At 67.5% G+C, this 15,536-nt stretch carries 11 protein-coding genes; 2 read left to right on the top strand and 9 right to left on the bottom strand.

Annotation, left to right across the window (positions count from 1 at the left end):
- Positions 1–223: 223 nt before the first annotated feature.
- From VX037_RS21725 to fgd, 5 genes are all read right to left on the bottom strand, one after another.
- On the bottom strand, positions 224–1,435 hold the full coding sequence (locus VX037_RS21725; protein WP_235721838.1) for an acetate kinase: 1,212 nt from the start codon (positions 1,433–1,435) through the stop codon (positions 224–226).
- Entirely contained in the window at positions 1,432–3,540 is a 2,109-nt protein-coding gene (gene pta / locus VX037_RS21720) for a phosphate acetyltransferase (RefSeq protein WP_235721837.1), read from the bottom strand. The genes VX037_RS21725 and pta overlap by 4 nt, the downstream gene beginning before the upstream one ends.
- Before the next feature lie 92 nt (positions 3,541–3,632).
- Positions 3,633–5,255 (bottom strand): FAD-binding oxidoreductase, encoded by a 1,623-nt coding sequence (locus VX037_RS21715; protein WP_235721836.1) that lies wholly within the window; start codon positions 5,253–5,255, stop codon positions 3,633–3,635.
- A 60-nt stretch (positions 5,256–5,315) separates the two neighbouring features.
- Positions 5,316–5,864, bottom strand: coding sequence for a TetR/AcrR family transcriptional regulator (locus VX037_RS21710; protein ID WP_235721835.1), 549 nt, complete (start codon positions 5,862–5,864; stop codon positions 5,316–5,318).
- A 94-nt stretch (positions 5,865–5,958) separates the two neighbouring features.
- Positions 5,959–6,975, bottom strand: coding sequence for a glucose-6-phosphate dehydrogenase (coenzyme-F420) (gene fgd / locus VX037_RS21705; protein ID WP_235721834.1), 1,017 nt, complete (start codon positions 6,973–6,975; stop codon positions 5,959–5,961).
- A gap of 216 nt (positions 6,976–7,191) precedes the next feature.
- On the opposite strand from fgd, the gene VX037_RS21700 reads away from it, so the two are divergent.
- On the top strand, positions 7,192–9,090 hold the full coding sequence (locus VX037_RS21700; RefSeq protein WP_328715850.1) for an ABC transporter ATP-binding protein: 1,899 nt from the start codon (positions 7,192–7,194) through the stop codon (positions 9,088–9,090).
- A gap of 54 nt (positions 9,091–9,144) precedes the next feature.
- On the opposite strand, the gene VX037_RS21695 is transcribed toward VX037_RS21700, so the two are convergent.
- From VX037_RS21695 to VX037_RS21680, 4 genes are all read right to left on the bottom strand, one after another.
- Complete coding sequence (locus VX037_RS21695; RefSeq protein ID WP_235721832.1) at positions 9,145–9,558, bottom strand: TIGR03668 family PPOX class F420-dependent oxidoreductase; 414 nt, start codon at positions 9,556–9,558, stop codon at positions 9,145–9,147.
- An 85-nt stretch (positions 9,559–9,643) separates the two neighbouring features.
- Positions 9,644–9,904, bottom strand: coding sequence for a hypothetical protein (locus VX037_RS21690; protein WP_235721831.1), 261 nt, complete (start codon positions 9,902–9,904; stop codon positions 9,644–9,646).
- A gap of 15 nt (positions 9,905–9,919) precedes the next feature.
- A complete protein-coding gene (locus VX037_RS21685; protein WP_235721830.1) occupies positions 9,920–10,252 on the bottom strand; it encodes a YidH family protein in 333 nt (110 codons plus the stop codon).
- A gap of 43 nt (positions 10,253–10,295) precedes the next feature.
- Positions 10,296–11,270: an alpha/beta hydrolase gene (locus VX037_RS21680; protein ID WP_235721829.1), complete on the bottom strand. Its 975-nt coding sequence runs from the start codon at positions 11,268–11,270 to the stop codon at positions 10,296–10,298.
- A gap of 260 nt (positions 11,271–11,530) precedes the next feature.
- On the opposite strand from VX037_RS21680, the gene VX037_RS21675 reads away from it, so the two are divergent.
- Entirely contained in the window at positions 11,531–15,400 is a 3,870-nt protein-coding gene (locus VX037_RS21675; protein WP_328715848.1) for a Pls/PosA family non-ribosomal peptide synthetase, read from the top strand.
- The last annotated feature ends 136 nt before the right edge of the window (positions 15,401–15,536 follow it).

The following is a 15,536-nucleotide window of genomic DNA, read 5'->3' as shown; positions in this document are numbered from 1 at the left end:
TCATCGAGTAGCGTGAAGCCCCCGCCCCGCTCATCGAGTAGCGTGAAGCCCCCGCCTCGCTGATCGAGGAGCCCGAGGCGCTAGCCGAGGGCGTATCGAGATCAGACAACGCACCCACTCGACCCAAAACAACGCCCAGTCAACGATATACAGCGCCCAATGAATGAGATACCGCGCCCACTCGATGCGGAGGAGTGCCCACTCGACGGGAAAGGGCGCCCACTCAACGCGGGGTGCTGACGACTTCCGCGGACTGTCGCGCGATGGCCAGTTCCTCGTTGGTGGGGACCACGAGCACCGACACGTCGGCATCGTCCGGCGAAATCCGCCGGGCATCTTTGCTGCGCAGGGCATTACGATCGCGGTCGACGACGATCCCGTAGTTCTCCAGGCCCGCAAGCGCATCGGCGCGCACACTCGCCGCGTTCTCACCGACACCGGCCGTGAACGTGATTGCGTCCACCTTCCCCAACTCGATCATGTACGCGCCGATGTAGCGGCGCAGGCGATGGATGTAGACATCGTAGGCGCGTCGTGCCGCCTCGTCGCCCTGCGCCATCTTCTCGGTGATGGTCCGGAAGTCGTTTTCGCCGCACAAACCCTTCAGCCCGGACTGCTTGTTGAGCAGCGTGTCGATCTGATCGACCCGGAGCTTCGCGACACGGTGCAGGTGCAGCACGATGCCCGGATCGACGTCACCGCTGCGGGTGCCCATCACCAATCCCTCGAGCGGGGTCATCCCCATCGATGTGTCCATCGGCCGACCACCGGCGATCGCCGACGCCGACGCCCCGTTGCCCAGATGCAGGACGATCTGATTGATCGACTCGAGTGGGCGTTCGAGGAACCCGGCCACCTGCTCCGAGACGTACTCGTGGCTGGTGCCGTGAAATCCGTAACGACGAATGGCGTGCATGCTCGCAACGCCGCGGTCGATGGCGTAGGTCGCGGCAGCGTCGGGCATGTCGTGGAAGAAAGCGGTGTCGAAAACCGCCACCGATGGCACCTCCGGCAACAAAGTCCGAGCTGCCTCGATGCCGATCAGGTTGGCTGGATTATGCAGCGGCGCAAGGCTGGAGATTCGCGATATCTCCCCGATCACCTCGTTGTCGATCAGGGTCGGGCGGAAGAAGGTGCGTCCCCCGTGCACCACTCGATGGCCCACCGCCTGCAACCCGGCGCTGCGTAGATCCGTGCCGTGATCGGTGAAGAACCGCATCGCCCGCTCGATGGCCGCATGGTGGTCGGGCAGCTCCGCCGACACGGTCTCGACGTCACCGTTTTGTTCATGGGTGATCGAAGACCCGCTATCACCGATCCGTTCGGCGATGCCGTCAGCCACCACCTGCTGGCTATCGGGATGCACCAGTTGGTATTTCAGCGACGACGAACCGGCGTTGAGAACCAGCACCGCACCGGCGGCCCCCGCGTTCATGCCGGCCCCTCCGTCACGGTCCCGGGTTCACCCTGGGCCTGGATGGCGGTGATCGCCACCGTGTTCACGATGTCGGAGACCAGCGCGCCGCGGGACAGATCGTTGATCGGTTTGTTGAGGCCCTGGAGCACCGGGCCGATGGCGACCGCACCCGCACTGCGTTGTACCGCCTTATAGGTGTTGTTGCCGGTGTTGAGATCCGGGAAGACTAGGACCGTGGCCTGCCCGGCCACCGGCGACTGCGGCATCTTGGTCGCCGCCACGCTCGGTTCCACCGCGGCGTCGTACTGGATGGGACCTTCCACCAGGACCTCCGGCGCTCGTTCTCGTACGAGATCGGTCGCCACCCGCACCTTGTCGACGTCGGCGCCGGAGCCGGACTCACCGGTGGAATACGAGAGCATCGCCACCTTGGGTTCGATCCCGAACTGCGCGGCCGTCTGCGCCGACGAGATGGCGATGTCGGCGAGTTGTTGATCCGTCGGGTCGGGCACCACCGCGCAGTCGCCGTAGGCGAGCACCTTGTCGGCCAGACACATGAAGAACACGCTGGAGACCGTGTTGACGCCGGGCTTGGTCTTGATGATCTCAAAGGCCGGCCGGATCGTGTGTGCGGTGGTGTGCACCGCCCCGGACACCATACCGTCGGCGATTCCGGTGTGTACCATCATCGTGCCGAAATACGAGACGTCGTGCATCATCTCGGCTGCTCGCTCCACGTCCATCCCGCGGTGCTTGCGAATCTCGGTGTACTGGGCGGCGAAATCATCCAGCAGGTCCGACGATCCGGGATCGATCACGTCCACACCGTCGAGGTCGACACCGAGTTCCTGTGCGCGCGTCTGTATCCGGTCCGGTGGGCCGAGCAGGGTGAGGCGGGCGACGCTACGTCGCAACAGGTGTCCGGCTGCGCGCAGAATCCGGTCCTCTTCACCCTCGGGCAACACGATGTGCTTGGGGTTCGCCCGCGCGCGGGCGATGAGGCCGTACTCGAACATCTGTGGGGTGACCACCGATGGCGCCCGCACGTCGAGCACCTTCAGCAACGCCTCCGGGTCGATGTTGCGTTCCATCAACCCCAGGGCCGCATCTATCTTGCGCACCGAATCTCGACCGAGCCGCCCCCGGGTGTGCGCGGCGGTGCGCGCCGTCTCGTAGGTGCCATGTCCGCACGCGATGATCGGCAGCGTCGGTTTGAGGCCTTTCACGAGCGCCTCGATCATCGGATGCGGCCGCAGACCGCCGTTGAGGATGATTCCCGACAGTCTCGGGAAGCTTTGCGCGGTATTGGCGTTGACGAGCGCCAGCAGGACGTCGGAACGGTCGGCGGGCGTGATCACCACCATCCCGTCGGTCAGCCGCTCCAGGATGTGTTCGACGGTCATGCCACCGGCCATCACGTTGAGGGCCTCCCGGTCGAGCAGGGCCTCGTCGCCGCTGTACATGTGCGCACCGAGCGCGGTTTTGAGTTCACCGATCGTGGGGGCGAACAACACCGGGTTCTCCGGCAGACACCAGGTCGGCACCCCGGTCTTGGCGACCTCACGATTGGTGACGTCGAGCAGCTCCGGTTCGCAACGGTTCACCACGATCGCCGCCGTGGTCGCATGCGCGGCGGAGATCTCGGTGAGCAGCAGCTCGGCCAGACCGTGCATCTCCACGGCACTGCGCCCAGACGCCTTGACCGCCAGGATGATCGGCGCCGAGAGGTTTGCCGCGATCCGCGCGTTGTAGCTCAGCTCCGACGGGTTGCCGACGTCGGTGTAGTCGGACCCGACGATCAGGACGGTGTCGCAGGACGCCTCGACGGCGTGGAAGCGGGCCACGATCTCCCCGATCGCCGCTTCCGGGTCGTCGTGCACCTGCTCGTAGGTGACGCCGATACGGTCTTCGTAGGGCAGATCCACCGAGTCCCGATCCATCAGCAGATCGAGGATGTAGTCTCGTTCGCCGCCGCTGGCCCGGGAGATGGGACGGAACACACCGACCCGCCCGCCACGCGCCGACAACAGCGCCAGCAACCCGAGCGCGATGGTCGACTTGCCGGTGTCCCCTTCGGCCGAGGCGAGGTAGATGCTGCGCGACTCGACGGTGTCTGCACCCATGGACTCAGCCTATCGACGATCCGGCGACCACAGGGAGTGCTCGCTGGTGAATTCGAGTTGGATCGATCACGCACGAGGTCGGCATTCGCAGGTCAGAGCAGGATGCCGGGGTTGCAGACGCCGTCGGGGTCCAAGGTGCGTTTGACCGCGCGCAGCGCCTCGACCGCGAGTGTGCCGATCTCGTCGTGGTAGGTGTCGCGGTGGTCGCGGCCGACACCGTGATGATGGGTGATGCTGGCACCGGAAGCGCGGATCGCGGTGTTGGCAGCCGCTTTCGCCGCTGCCCATTGCTCGATCGGGTTCGCTGTCTGTGGGCAGACGACGGTGAAGTAGAGCGAGGCGCCGGCCGCATACACATGGCTGATGTGACACATCACCAGCGGCTCGGTTCCCAGGTCGGCGAGGGTGGTGGTCACCGCATCGGTGACCGCGGCTTTGACCTCCGCCAATCGGGACCAGTAGGTGACGGTCTCCAGGGTCTCCACCAGCACGCCGGCGTCGAGCAGCGGGTCACGCAGATACGGTGCGCGGAACCGACCGGCCCGCCACGCCTGCCCCGGCTCTGTTCCGGCGTAGGTGCCACCGGCCTGACCCAACACCTCGGTGGTCGCGTCACGGCGCCGGTCCACCTCGGCCGCCGCACCCTCATAGCCGACGACCGCCAGACATCCGCCGGTATCGCCGCCGAGGTCGTCGGGGTCGGCGAGGTTGATGGCGGTCTCCACCTCGTCGGACAGCCGCAGCACGGTGGGCATCGGCCCGTCCTGGGCGAGGCGCCGCAGAGCGGCTGCGCCGGCGTCGAAGTCGGCGAAGCGCCAGCCCTCGAATACCCGACGGGTGGGTGTCGGGTGGATGCGGACGGTGACCTCGGTGATGATCCCGAACGCCCCTTCCGATCCGAGGACGAGGTGGCGCAGGTCCGGGCCGGCCGCCGACCGGGGTGCCGTGCCGAACTCGACGGTGCCACGCGGGGTGGCGAGCACCAGATGCTCCACCATCTCGTCGAAGCGACCGTAGCCGGCCGACGACTGACCGGCCGATCGGGTGGCCGCGTACCCGCCGATGCCGGCGCCCGCGTAGGACTGCGGGAAATGCCCGAGGGTGAACCCGTTGGCGCGCAGCAATTCTTCGGCGCGCACGCCACGCAGGCCGGCCTGCAGTGTCGCGGTGCGGGAGATCTCGTCGACCTCCACGAGCTGGTCGAGCCGGTGCAGGTCCACCGACACGACCCCGGCGAACCCGGCACGCTGCGGCGTGAGACCGCCCACCACCGAGGTGCCCCCGGTGAACGGCACCACCGCGACCCGGTGGTGGGCGCACAACTCGAGCAGCCGCACCACGTCGTCGTGGTTTGCGGGTGCGACGACCAGATCGGGGGCGTCGCTGCCGTCACCGCCGCGCAGCGTGAGCAGATCGGTTGTCGAGTATCCACGGGTGTGATCGATGCGATCACGGTGGTCTGCGCTGACATTCGACGCTCCGAGCAGTTTCACCAGCGCGGTGCGGACCGCCTCGGGCACCACGGGTTCGGCGAGCACGACCGCGTCGGGGTCGACACCGGTATCGGCGACCGCATCGGCACCGGCGAGCGCAGCGGCCGCGGCCGGAAGGTCGGCCGGGGTGGTCGGATCACCCCACCGGGGGCGGTGCATCGTCACGGCCCGCAGCGCGGTCTCGTCGTCGGATGTGTTCGACAAGCTCGGTTCGTCGGACATCGGCCCACCTCCTCGTGCGTTACACATTCAGCGTAACTGTCACTCAGGTGGCGGCGTCGGTCACCTCACGATGGCGCGCACCACCAGGTCGGCGACGTCATCGTCGGAGAGCGCACTGTCCGGGATGAGCATCAACGAGTAGATCGTGCGGACCAGGAACTCGGCGGCCCCGCGCGGGTCGGGCCGGAGTTGCGCGGCGATCTCGGGCTGCAGATCGGGCAGGGTCTGCTCCACGATCTGGTGGATCAGTGTCGGGCCCGCCGCAGCTTCGGTGGCCACGAGCGCCCGCACCACCTCTTCGGGTTCGTTGCGCAGCACGTACTGCAGGGCCTCGTGCTCACGGATGTAGGGCAGCACGTTGCGCACCTGCGCACGCACCTTGCCGGCCGCATCGGGCTCGGCGTCGGCCCACTCGCGCAGTTTGACCCGCAAGGTCACGACCTCACGCTCGACGATCGCGGCGATCAGCGCATCCTTGCCACCGAACATCCGGTACGCCGTCGCCCGCGCAACCCCGGCCTGCCGCGCGACCGAGGTCAGGCTCAGCGCCTTCGCCCCGAATCGCGACACCAGCGCCACGCCGACGTCCACCATGCGGTCCCGTTCCATGGGCAATCACGGTATCGGACGAATCGCGCGGTCCGCGGCCACCGCGACCGGCACCGTCAAGCGCCCCCCGAGGCCGATTACGCTCGAGCGCCCGTCACACCGAGAGCTTGCGCAGCCGGGGTGCCAGGTCCTTTTCGAAGTTCTCCAGGAAACGACGCTGGTCGTGCCCGGGCGCGTGGAACACGAGGTGATTGAGCCCCGAGTCGGTGTAGAACTTGACCTTTTCCACCGCCTCGTCCGGGTCGGACGCCACGATCCACCGCTTGGCGACCTGCTCGATGGGCAACTCGTCGGCCAACCGCTCCATCTCCGTCGAGCTGTTCACGCTGTGCTTCTGCTCGGCGGTCAACGACAGTGGCGCCCAGAACCGGGTGTTCTCCAGCGCCAATTCCGGGTCCGGATCGTAGGACATCTTGATCTCGATCATCCGGTCGATCTGCTCGAAATCGCGTTCGGCCTTCTCCGCGCCTTCCTTGACCGCCGGGATCAGCTTCTCCTGATACAGCTCGGCACCCTTGCCCGACGTGCAGATGAACCCGTCACCTGCCCGACCGGCATAGCGGGCGACCACCGGGCCACCCGCGGCCACGTACACCGGGATCGGCTGCTCGGGCACGTCGTACATGTAGGCGCCCTGCGTCTTGTAGTACTCACCGTCGAAGTTCACCTCCTCGCCAGTCCACAACTCACGCATCAGCCTGATCGACTCACGCAGCCGGGCGAAACGCTCCTTGAACTCCGGCCACTCACCCTGAAATCCGGTCGCGTACTCGTTGAGCGCTTCACCGGTACCCACACCGAGCATGATCCGACCCGGATACATGCAGCCCATCGACGCGAACGCCTGGGCGATCACGGCCGGGTTGTAGCGGAACGTGGGCGTCATGACCGACGTCCCGATCTGCACCCGCTCGGTGCGCTCGCCGACCGCCGCCATCCACGCCAACGAGAACGGGGCATGACCACCGTTGTGCCGCCACGGCTGAAAGTGATCGCTTACCGTCACCGAATCGAGCCCGTGCTCCTCGGCCAACACGGCGATCTCCACGAGTTCCCGCGGATCGAACTGCTCCGCCGACGCCTTGAGACCGAGTTTGAGTTCTGCTGCCACGCTGTTACCTCGTTTTCGTCCATCACGTTCGTTCGTCCCCGATCGATCACTCCGTATCCAACCTACTCAGGCTCAGCGCACGCGGTTCGTCCCCCGGGTACCGCTTCCTCCGGCGGTGGCAGAAGGACAACGGCAGAAGGACAACGAACAGGTGTCGGCGGACGCACCGTTTGCGCCGGTGGACCTCAAGTTGACTTGAGGTTCTACCGTAGTGGGATGAGCATGCAGTCGGTCGCATGGGACACCATGTACAAAACGATGAACGCGCCGCAGGGACGCACGCTGCGCGGTGAACGGCGCGCCACCATGCGTCGGATCGGCGGCTTCGCAAAACCGCATCGTCGGCGCATCGTCCTGTTCCTCGGGTTGTCGGTGTTCACCGCCTTGTTGACGGTGGCGACACCGCTGCTGGCCGGGCGGGTGGTCAATCTGATCACCGGTGGTGGCAGCGGCGGTGCCATCGCCGGACTGGCGGTGCTGATCGCGGGTATCGCGCTCGTCGAGGCCGGATCGGGGATCGCGCTGCGGTGGTTGTCGTCCAATATCGGTGAAGGACTCATCCTGGATCTGCGCCGTGCGGTGTTCGACCACGTGCAGAAGATGCCGGTCGCCTTTTTCACCCGCACGCGGACCGGCGCGTTGGTCAGCCGACTCAACAACGATGTCATCGGCGCACAACGTGCGTTCAGCGACACGCTGTCGGGGGTGGTGTCCAACGCGGTGACGCTGGTGCTCACGCTGGGCGTGATGATCGCGATCAGCTGGCAGATCACTCTGCTCGCACTGGTGCTGTTGCCTATCTTCGTGGTGCCGGCGCGGCGCATGGGCAAACGGATGGCGGCCCTGTCCCGCGAGGCCGCCGAGCACAACGCGCGCATGTCGACGCAGATGACCGAGCGGTTCTCAGCTCCTGGTGCGACGTTGGTCAAGCTATTCGGACGTCCCGAGGTGGAGTCGGCGGAGTTCGCCGATCGCGCCGACCGGGTGCGCGACATCGGCGTACGGCGCGCGATGCTGCAGAACTACTTCATGACGGCACTGACACTGGTGTCCGCGCTCGCCTTGGCACTGGTCTACGGGCTGGGCGGCTGGCTGGCGGTCGGCGGGCACCTGTCCGCGGGCGCCGTGGTGTCGCTGGCGCTGCTGCTGACCCGGATGTATGCGCCGCTGACCGCGCTGGCGAATGCGCGGGTGGAGATCATGAGCGCGTTGGTCAGCTTCGAGCGTGTCTTCGAGGTGCTGGACCTGACGCCGTTGATCGCCGACAAACCCGACGCCCGCACGGTGCCGGCAGGCCCGGTGTCGGTGCGCTTCGACGACGTGTCCTTCGCCTACCCGTCGGCCGACAAGGTGTCGCTGGCGTCGCTGGAAGAGGTTGCCCAACTGGACAACCGCGGTGGTTCGACGGTCCTGCACAACATCGACCTCGACGTGCCGGAGGGCACCATGACCGCGCTCGTGGGCAGTTCAGGCGCCGGCAAGTCGACCATCGCCAATCTCGCGACCAGGCTCTACGACGTCGATTCCGGTTCGATCACTCTCAACGGGGTCGATCTGCGCGATCTGCGCAGCGCCTCGGTCCACCGCACCGTCGGTTTGGTGACGCAGGACGGTCACCTGTTCCACGACACGGTTCGAGCCAACCTGGCGCTGGCGAATCCGGCCGTGTCCGAGGCGCAGATCTGGGATGCGTTGCGTCGCGCGCGCCTCGATGCACTCGTGTCGGCCCTGCCCGATGGCCTCGACACCGTCGTCGGCGAGCGCGGCTACCGCCTGTCCGGCGGCGAACGCCAGCGGCTGACCATCGCGCGGCTGCTGCTGGCCCAACCGTCGCTGGTGATCCTCGACGAGGCCACCGCACATCTGGACTCGACGTCGGAGGCGGCGGTGCAGGAGGCGCTGGCCGAGGCCCTGGTCGGTCGGACGTCGATCGTGATCGCCCACCGACTCTCGACGATCCGGGCCGCCGACGAGATCGCGGTTCTGGAGGGTGGGCGGATCGTCGAACGTGGCGATCACGCGACGCTGCTGGCCCGCAACGGCCGCTACGCCGAGCTGTACCGCACCCAGTTCGCCGACGACGCCGACGGCGATGAGCACGAACTGACCGCCTGAGCCTGCCGAGAGAGCCCCACATCTCGCCGAGCGACTCCGGCCCACGCTCGCCGGTCACTGCTCCGGAGTCGCCGCCCAACCGTGAAAAGTGAGTTCGCGCACCACGATCACCGGACCATCGGGTCGGTCGGTGCGGTAGTGGGAGTACTTCGCGGCCAGGCGGTCGATCGCACGTGTGCCGAGTTCACTCTCGGCGTCGGCCACATCGGCGCGGCCGTCCACACGAACCCACCAGAGGCCCGACCACTCCTCGGTGTAGTGGTCGGCGAGTAGTGATACGGCCGGATTCGCCGCGATGTTGGCAAGGCGCCGGAGCTGCTGTGTGCGTTTGGGTTTGTGATCGACGCACGACACCACGATGTCGTCGAACAGCGCGAAGACCACCGGAACGAGGTGCGGGCGGGCATCGGCACCCACCGTGGCCAGCCGCGCCACTCGAGCCGAGGCGAACCGGTCTCGCGCGGACATCACCGGGAGTTGCCCGCCGACGACGCTCGCGGCACGAGCGCGGGTTCTGTCGGTGACATTTCGGGTTCTGTCGGCGACGGGAGGGTCATTCGGGCGGGGTGTCGCCGGGGCGGGTGTCGTCGGTGCGCGGCTGCCGGCTCGGCGGGCGCGGCCGCCGGAACTGCAACACGATCAGCCCGATGTTGACCACCACGATGGCGATTCCCAGACCCACCCAGACCCATCGTCCTTCCTGCCACCAATTGACCGTCAACAAGGCCACGCAGACCAGCAAGATCGCCGACCCGACGATGGTCATCCCGCGGGAAAAGGTCTGCGCTCCGCGTGCGAAGTCGTTGTTGATCATCGAAAAATGCTCATCTCAGGTGTTGACTACGATCACCACCGCGATCGCGACGGCCACCACCACTATCCCAACGATCAGGAACGTGACATGCGAGGGGCCGGGCATCTCGCCACCGTCGCGCAGGGCGTTCATCGTGCGTCGCCACCGCCACGCACCGAGCAGGGCGATGGCACAACCCAATCCGACCATCACCAGCCCCAGCGCAGTCTCCAGCACGGGATGTTCGATGTCGGCGGCGACATAGACCACGGCAACCCCGGCCGCCATGAACCCCAACGCGGTGCGCACCCAGGCGAGCACCGTGCGTTCGGCGGCCAGCGTGAAACGCGCATCGATGGCGCCGGGCACCGTCGGGGCGCTCGCGCCGGTGGTCTTCGGGGCGGTCTGAGACTCAGCCGGCCCGTTGGCCCTCTCGGTGCTCAGTGTCCTTGGCCTTTCGGATGGCGTCGGCGGCAAACGCCGCGATCACGTCGATGGCGTGCATGCTCTCCGGGTGCCGGGTGGAAAGCACCGGGAACGCGTGCACCTGCCAAGCGTAGCTGTGGGCCACGGTGTCGACACCCGCATCATCGAGCGTCTCGACGAGCTCGATGACGTCGGCTTCGAGCATCTCCCCCTCGGCGGTGACCATCACCGTCGGCGGGAACGCCGCATCGGCGAGGTCGGTGATGCGGCGCACCCCGTTGAAGACCACCGGACCACGCGCGAACAGCGGTGCGAGCTCGGCCATCTTGCTGCGCGGGATGTAGGCGTCGGAGCGGCTGGACCGATCCGGGTGGGTGCCGACGTCGAGGTCGAGCAACGGCGAAATCCCCACGAAGGCGGTGGGCATCGGCAGTCCCTCGTCGATGGCGGCCTCGATCACCTTGCCGGCCAGGAAGCCGCCCGCGGAGTCACCCGCGACGATGACGCGCCGGTAGCCCCGTTCCGACACCAGTTCTCGGTAGGCGCCGGCGGCGTCGGCCACCGAGGTACCGACCCCGGCCGCGGGCAGCTGGCGATACTCCACCGAGAACACCGGCAGCTCGCAGGATCGCGACAGCCGACTCGCGATCGAGCGGTGCGAGCCCAGTCCGCAGACCACGAACGCGCCGCCGTGCAGATAGAGGATGGCCGTCTCCGCATCGCGCCGCGATGGTCCCGCGGGCAGGATGAGTTCGACCGGACGACCCGCCAGCGTCATCCGCTCACGCACCACGCCGGCCGGGCGCGGCCCGACCGCGAGCGCCCGGTCTATCAGGAACAGACCCGCCATCCCCGGCCTGTTCAGCGGCCACAGCGAGAGTGTGGGGCGCAGCAGACCGCGGCTGCCGACCCACATGGCATAGGACAGCAGACTCGGGGCGCGGTGATGCACGATCGGCATGGCTCACATCCTCGTCGTCTGGCGATCGGCGGTACGCATTGCCGACGCAGCACGTCCGTTGCTCACATGCTGAGATGGCGTCAGTGCGAAAACTACACGGATCGGGCGTTCCGATCTCGGTTTCGTAGACCGTTTACCACACCATCGATGGGCGCAAACGTCGCGGTGCGTGCGCCACGCCCCGTTCACCTGCGTCACAGACACTGCTGGGAGCTCTCGGTTATATTCTCCGTTCCATGCCGAATCGATGGTGGTGATACGTGGTCATTCCGGCCCAGTTCCTGTTGTCGTCGCAGGCCAGCGCACCGCGAACCCTGTGCGACGTCCTCGATGACACCGCTCGGTCGTACCCGGATTCACCGGCCATCGACGATGGTGACCTGACTCTCACCTACTCCGAGTTGCTCGCTTTGGTACGCCGCGGCGCCGAGAACCTCGGTGACGCGGGAGTCGGCCGCGGCGGGCGTGTCGGCATCCGGATGCCCTCGGGCAGCCGCGATCTGTACGTGGCGATCCTGTCCACGCTCTACGCCGGGGCCGCCTACGTTCCCGTCGACGCCGACGACCCCGCCGAACGTGCGGAGCTCGTCTTCGGTGAGGCGGGCGTGGACGCCATCATCGACGCCGAGGGTGTGCACCCGACCGAAGGACGCACGCCGGTCCCGGCGCAGCGCCCGACGGTCGATGACGACGCGTGGATCATCTTCACCTCGGGTTCCACCGGTACCCCGAAGGGTGTGGCCGTCACCCACCGCAATGCGGCCGCGTTCGTCGACGCCGAGGCCCGCACGTTCCTCGTCGACGACCCGCTGGGGCCCGAGGACCGGGTACTGGCTGGACTGTCGGTGGCCTTCGACGCCTCCTGCGAGGAGATGTGGCTGGCCTGGCGTTACGGGGCCTGTCTGGTGCCTGCACCCCGATCGCTGGTGCGCAGCGGCATGGATCTCGGACCATGGTTGGTGCAGCGCGACGTCACGGTGGTGTCGACGGTGCCCACACTGGCATCGCTGTGGCCGCCGGAAGCGCTCGAGGCCGTGCGGCTGCTGATCTTCGGCGGCGAGGCCTGCCCGCCGGAACTGGCCGAGCGGCTGGCCGTCGAGGGCCGCGAGGTGTGGAACACCTACGGTCCCACCGAGGCCACCGTGGTGGCGTGCGCGGCACCGCTCGATGGCCGCGGCCCGGTGCGTATCGGATTGCCACTGCCGGGTTGGGATCTGGCCGTGGTGGGAGCCGATGGCCAGCCGGTGGGCGAGGGCGAGGTCGGTGAACTCGTCATCGGTGGCGTCGGCCTGGCACGTTATCTGGACCCGGCCAAGGACGCCGAGAAGTACGCACCGATGCCGACCCTGGGTTGGGAACGGGCCTATCGCAGCGGCGACCTCGTGCGGCTCGATCCGGCCGGTCTGCTGTTCCAGGGTCGCGCCGACGACCAGGTGAAGGTCGGTGGGCGGCGCATCGAGCTCGGCGAGATCGACAATGCGCTCCAACAGCTTCCGGGCGTCAGTGGCGCGGCCGCGGCGGTCCGCAAGTCGGCCGCCGGCAACAGTCTGTTGGTGGGCTATCTGGTGTCGCCGCACCCCAACTTCGACGTCGCCGCCGCACATCGACTGCTCACCGAACAGCTGCCGGCGCCCATGGTTCCTCGGCTGGCGCTGGTGGATGAACTCCCGACACGAACGTCGGGCAAGGTGGACCGCAATGCGCTGCCCTGGCCGCTCCCGGGGAGCTCTGGTGCGGCAAAAAAAGACCATGACGGTGACGATCTCACCGACACCGAGGCCTGGATGGCCCAACGATGGACCGACGTCCTCGGCGTCACCGTCGACGACGCGAAGGCCGACTTCTTCGCCGAAGGTGGCGGCTCCCTGGCCGCCGCGCAGCTGGTAACCGCACTGCGGGAACGCTATCCCGATATCACCGTCGCCGACCTCTACGACCATCCTCGTCTGGGTTCGCTGGCCGAACTGCTCGACGGTCGCACCCCGGTGACGGTCGTGCAGGAACGTGACATCACGCCGACCCCGCGCAGCACCGGCTGGGCACAGATCCTGCTGTCGGTGCCGCTCACCACCCTCACCGGTCTGCAGTGGGCGACCTGGCTGGGCGTGGTCAACAACATCGCGGTGGAGGTGGTGGCGCGCGCCGACCGGGATGTGCCGTGGCTGGTTCCGGTGAACTGGTGGGTACTGCTCGTGGCGTTCCTGCTGTTCATCACCCCACCCGGCCGGATGGTGATCGCCGCGGCCGGCGCGCGTCTGCTCCTGGCCGGGGTGACTCCCGGCAGCTACCCGCGCGGCGGAAGCACCCATCTGCGGTTGTGGGTGGCCGAACGCCTGCTCGACGCGAGCGGTGCGGCCAACCTGTCCGGTGCACCGTGGATGATCTATCTGGCCCGCGCCCTCGGCGCCACCGTCGGCCGGGGCGTCGACCTGCACACCATTCCGCCGGTGACCGGCTTCCTCACCATCGGCGAGGGTGCGTCGGTGGAACCCGAGGTGGACATCGCCGGATGGTGGATCGACGGCGACACCGTCCACATCGGTGAGATCGTCATCAAACGCGGCGCCTCCATCGGGGCGCGATCGACGTTGCTTCCGGGTGCAGTGATCGGACGCGACGCCGAGGTGGCTGCCGGGTCGGCAGTTCGTGGTCGGGTCAAGGCACGCCAGCACTGGGCGGGCTCACCGGCGGTGAAGGTCGGCAAGGCCGATCACCCGTGGCCCGAACACCGACCACCGCGCGGTTCGATGTGGGTGCCGATCTTCGGACTGTCGTCGATGGTGCTGGCCGCGATCCCGCTGATCGCGCTGGCCGCCGGACTCGCGGTGATGGGCTCGTGGGCCATCCATGCCGATCGGCTACGCAGCGTCGCCCTGCGCTGCCTGGTCCTGCTGCCGGCCGCCACCGTGACCAGCCTGCTCGTGTTCGCGTTGATCACCGCGATCTTGGTGCGGCTGCTGTCGATTGGGCTCACCAAGGGCTATCACCCGGTGCGATCACGCGTCGGCTGGCAGGTGTGGATGACCGAACGCTTGATGGACGCGTCTCGCACCTACCTGTTCCCGCTGTACGCGAGCCTGTTGACGCCGTGGTGGTTCCGGTTACTCGGGGTCAAGGTGGGTGCGGGCACCGAGATCTCCACCGCGCTGGTGTTGCCGAAGTTCACCACGGTCGGCGACGGAGCGTTTCTCGCCGACGACACGATGGTGGCGTCCTACGAACTCGGCGGCGGATGGCTGCACATCGACGAGGCCAAGATCGGCAAGCGGTCGTTCCTGGGCAACTCCGGGATGACCGGACCGGGACGTAAGGTGCCGAAGAACGGCTTGGTCGCGGTGTTGTCGGCGACGCCGGATCGCGCCAAGTCGGGGTCGAGCTGGCTGGGCAGTCCCCCCGTCCGATTGCGGCGCACCACCGCCGAGACCGACACGTCACGCACGTTCGATCCCCCGGTGCGTTTGAAGGTGGCCCGCGCCGTGGTGGAGACCCTGCGCATCATCCCGGTGATGGTGTCGTTCGGACTCGGCCTGTTCATGCTGTTGGGGCTGCAGTACATCGGTCAGCATGTGTCCTGGTGGGCGGCGGCCCTGCTCAGCGGTGTGCTCCTGTTGGTGGCCGGCGCGGCCGCATGCTGTATCGCGGCGGCGGCGAAATGGTTGGTGGTGGGTCGGATCCGGGTGTCGGAGCATCCGCTGTGGAGTTCGTTCGTGTGGCGCAACGAGTTGTCTGACGCGTTCGTGGAGACCGTCGCGGCCCCGTGGTTCGCCAATGCGGCCACCGGCACACCGATCCTGAACCTCTGGCTACGCATGCTGGGTGCCCGGATCGGCCGCGGTGTGTGGTGCGAGACCTATTGGCTGCCGGAGGCCGATCTGGTGACCCTCGGCGACGGCGCCACGGTCCAGCGCGGGTGTGTGGTGCAGACGCATCTGTTCCACGACCGGGTGATGGCAATCGATCGGGTCACCCTGGAGGCCGGTTCCACGCTGGGTCCGCACTGTGTGGCGCTGCCCGCGTCAGGCCTGGGCGAGAGCGCGACCGTCGGGCCCGCGTCGTTGGTGATGCGCGGCGACGTCGTCCCCGCTCACACCCGCTGGCAGGGCAACCCCATCGCCCCGTGGCGGAAGTGACCGCGCCCCACCGATGATCGAGTAGCCCGCGAGCCGCCAGGCGAGCGAGCGTATCGAGCTATGGGGCCGGCTTCGCCGGTGACGCGGAGATGCGAAGGTTTGCCGTGGTTGAGTCGGGTGGACGGGCGATACTGGT

This window comes from Gordonia sp. Z-3, from assembly GCF_036233855.1.
GTDB classification, from domain to species: Bacteria; Actinomycetota; Actinomycetes; order Mycobacteriales; family Mycobacteriaceae; genus Gordonia; species Gordonia tangerina.
Note: the sequence above shows the minus strand (reverse complement) of the source record. Positions and strands in the feature narration are given on the sequence as shown.

Bases quoted from the DNA above. Each gene is read 5' to 3' on its own strand.
- VX037_RS21680 (WP_235721829.1), bottom strand. From the start codon at position 11,270: ATGCCGATCGTGCATCACCGCGCCCCGAGTCTGCTGTCCTATGCCATG.
- VX037_RS21715 (WP_235721836.1), bottom strand. From the start codon at position 5,255: ATGTCCGACGAACCGAGCTTGTCGAACACATCCGACGACGAGACCGCG.
- VX037_RS21710 (WP_235721835.1), bottom strand. From the start codon at position 5,864: ATGGAACGGGACCGCATGGTGGACGTCGGCGTGGCGCTGGTGTCGCGA.
- VX037_RS21725 (WP_235721838.1), bottom strand. From the start codon at position 1,435: ATGAACGCGGGGGCCGCCGGTGCGGTGCTGGTTCTCAACGCCGGTTCG.
- VX037_RS21700 (WP_328715850.1), top strand. From the start codon at position 7,192: ATGAGCATGCAGTCGGTCGCATGGGACACCATGTACAAAACGATGAAC.
- VX037_RS21690 (WP_235721831.1), bottom strand. From the start codon at position 9,904: ATGATCAACAACGACTTCGCACGCGGAGCGCAGACCTTTTCCCGCGGG.
- pta (WP_235721837.1), bottom strand. From the start codon at position 3,540: ATGGGTGCAGACACCGTCGAGTCGCGCAGCATCTACCTCGCCTCGGCC.
- VX037_RS21695 (WP_235721832.1), bottom strand. From the start codon at position 9,558: ATGTCCGCGCGAGACCGGTTCGCCTCGGCTCGAGTGGCGCGGCTGGCC.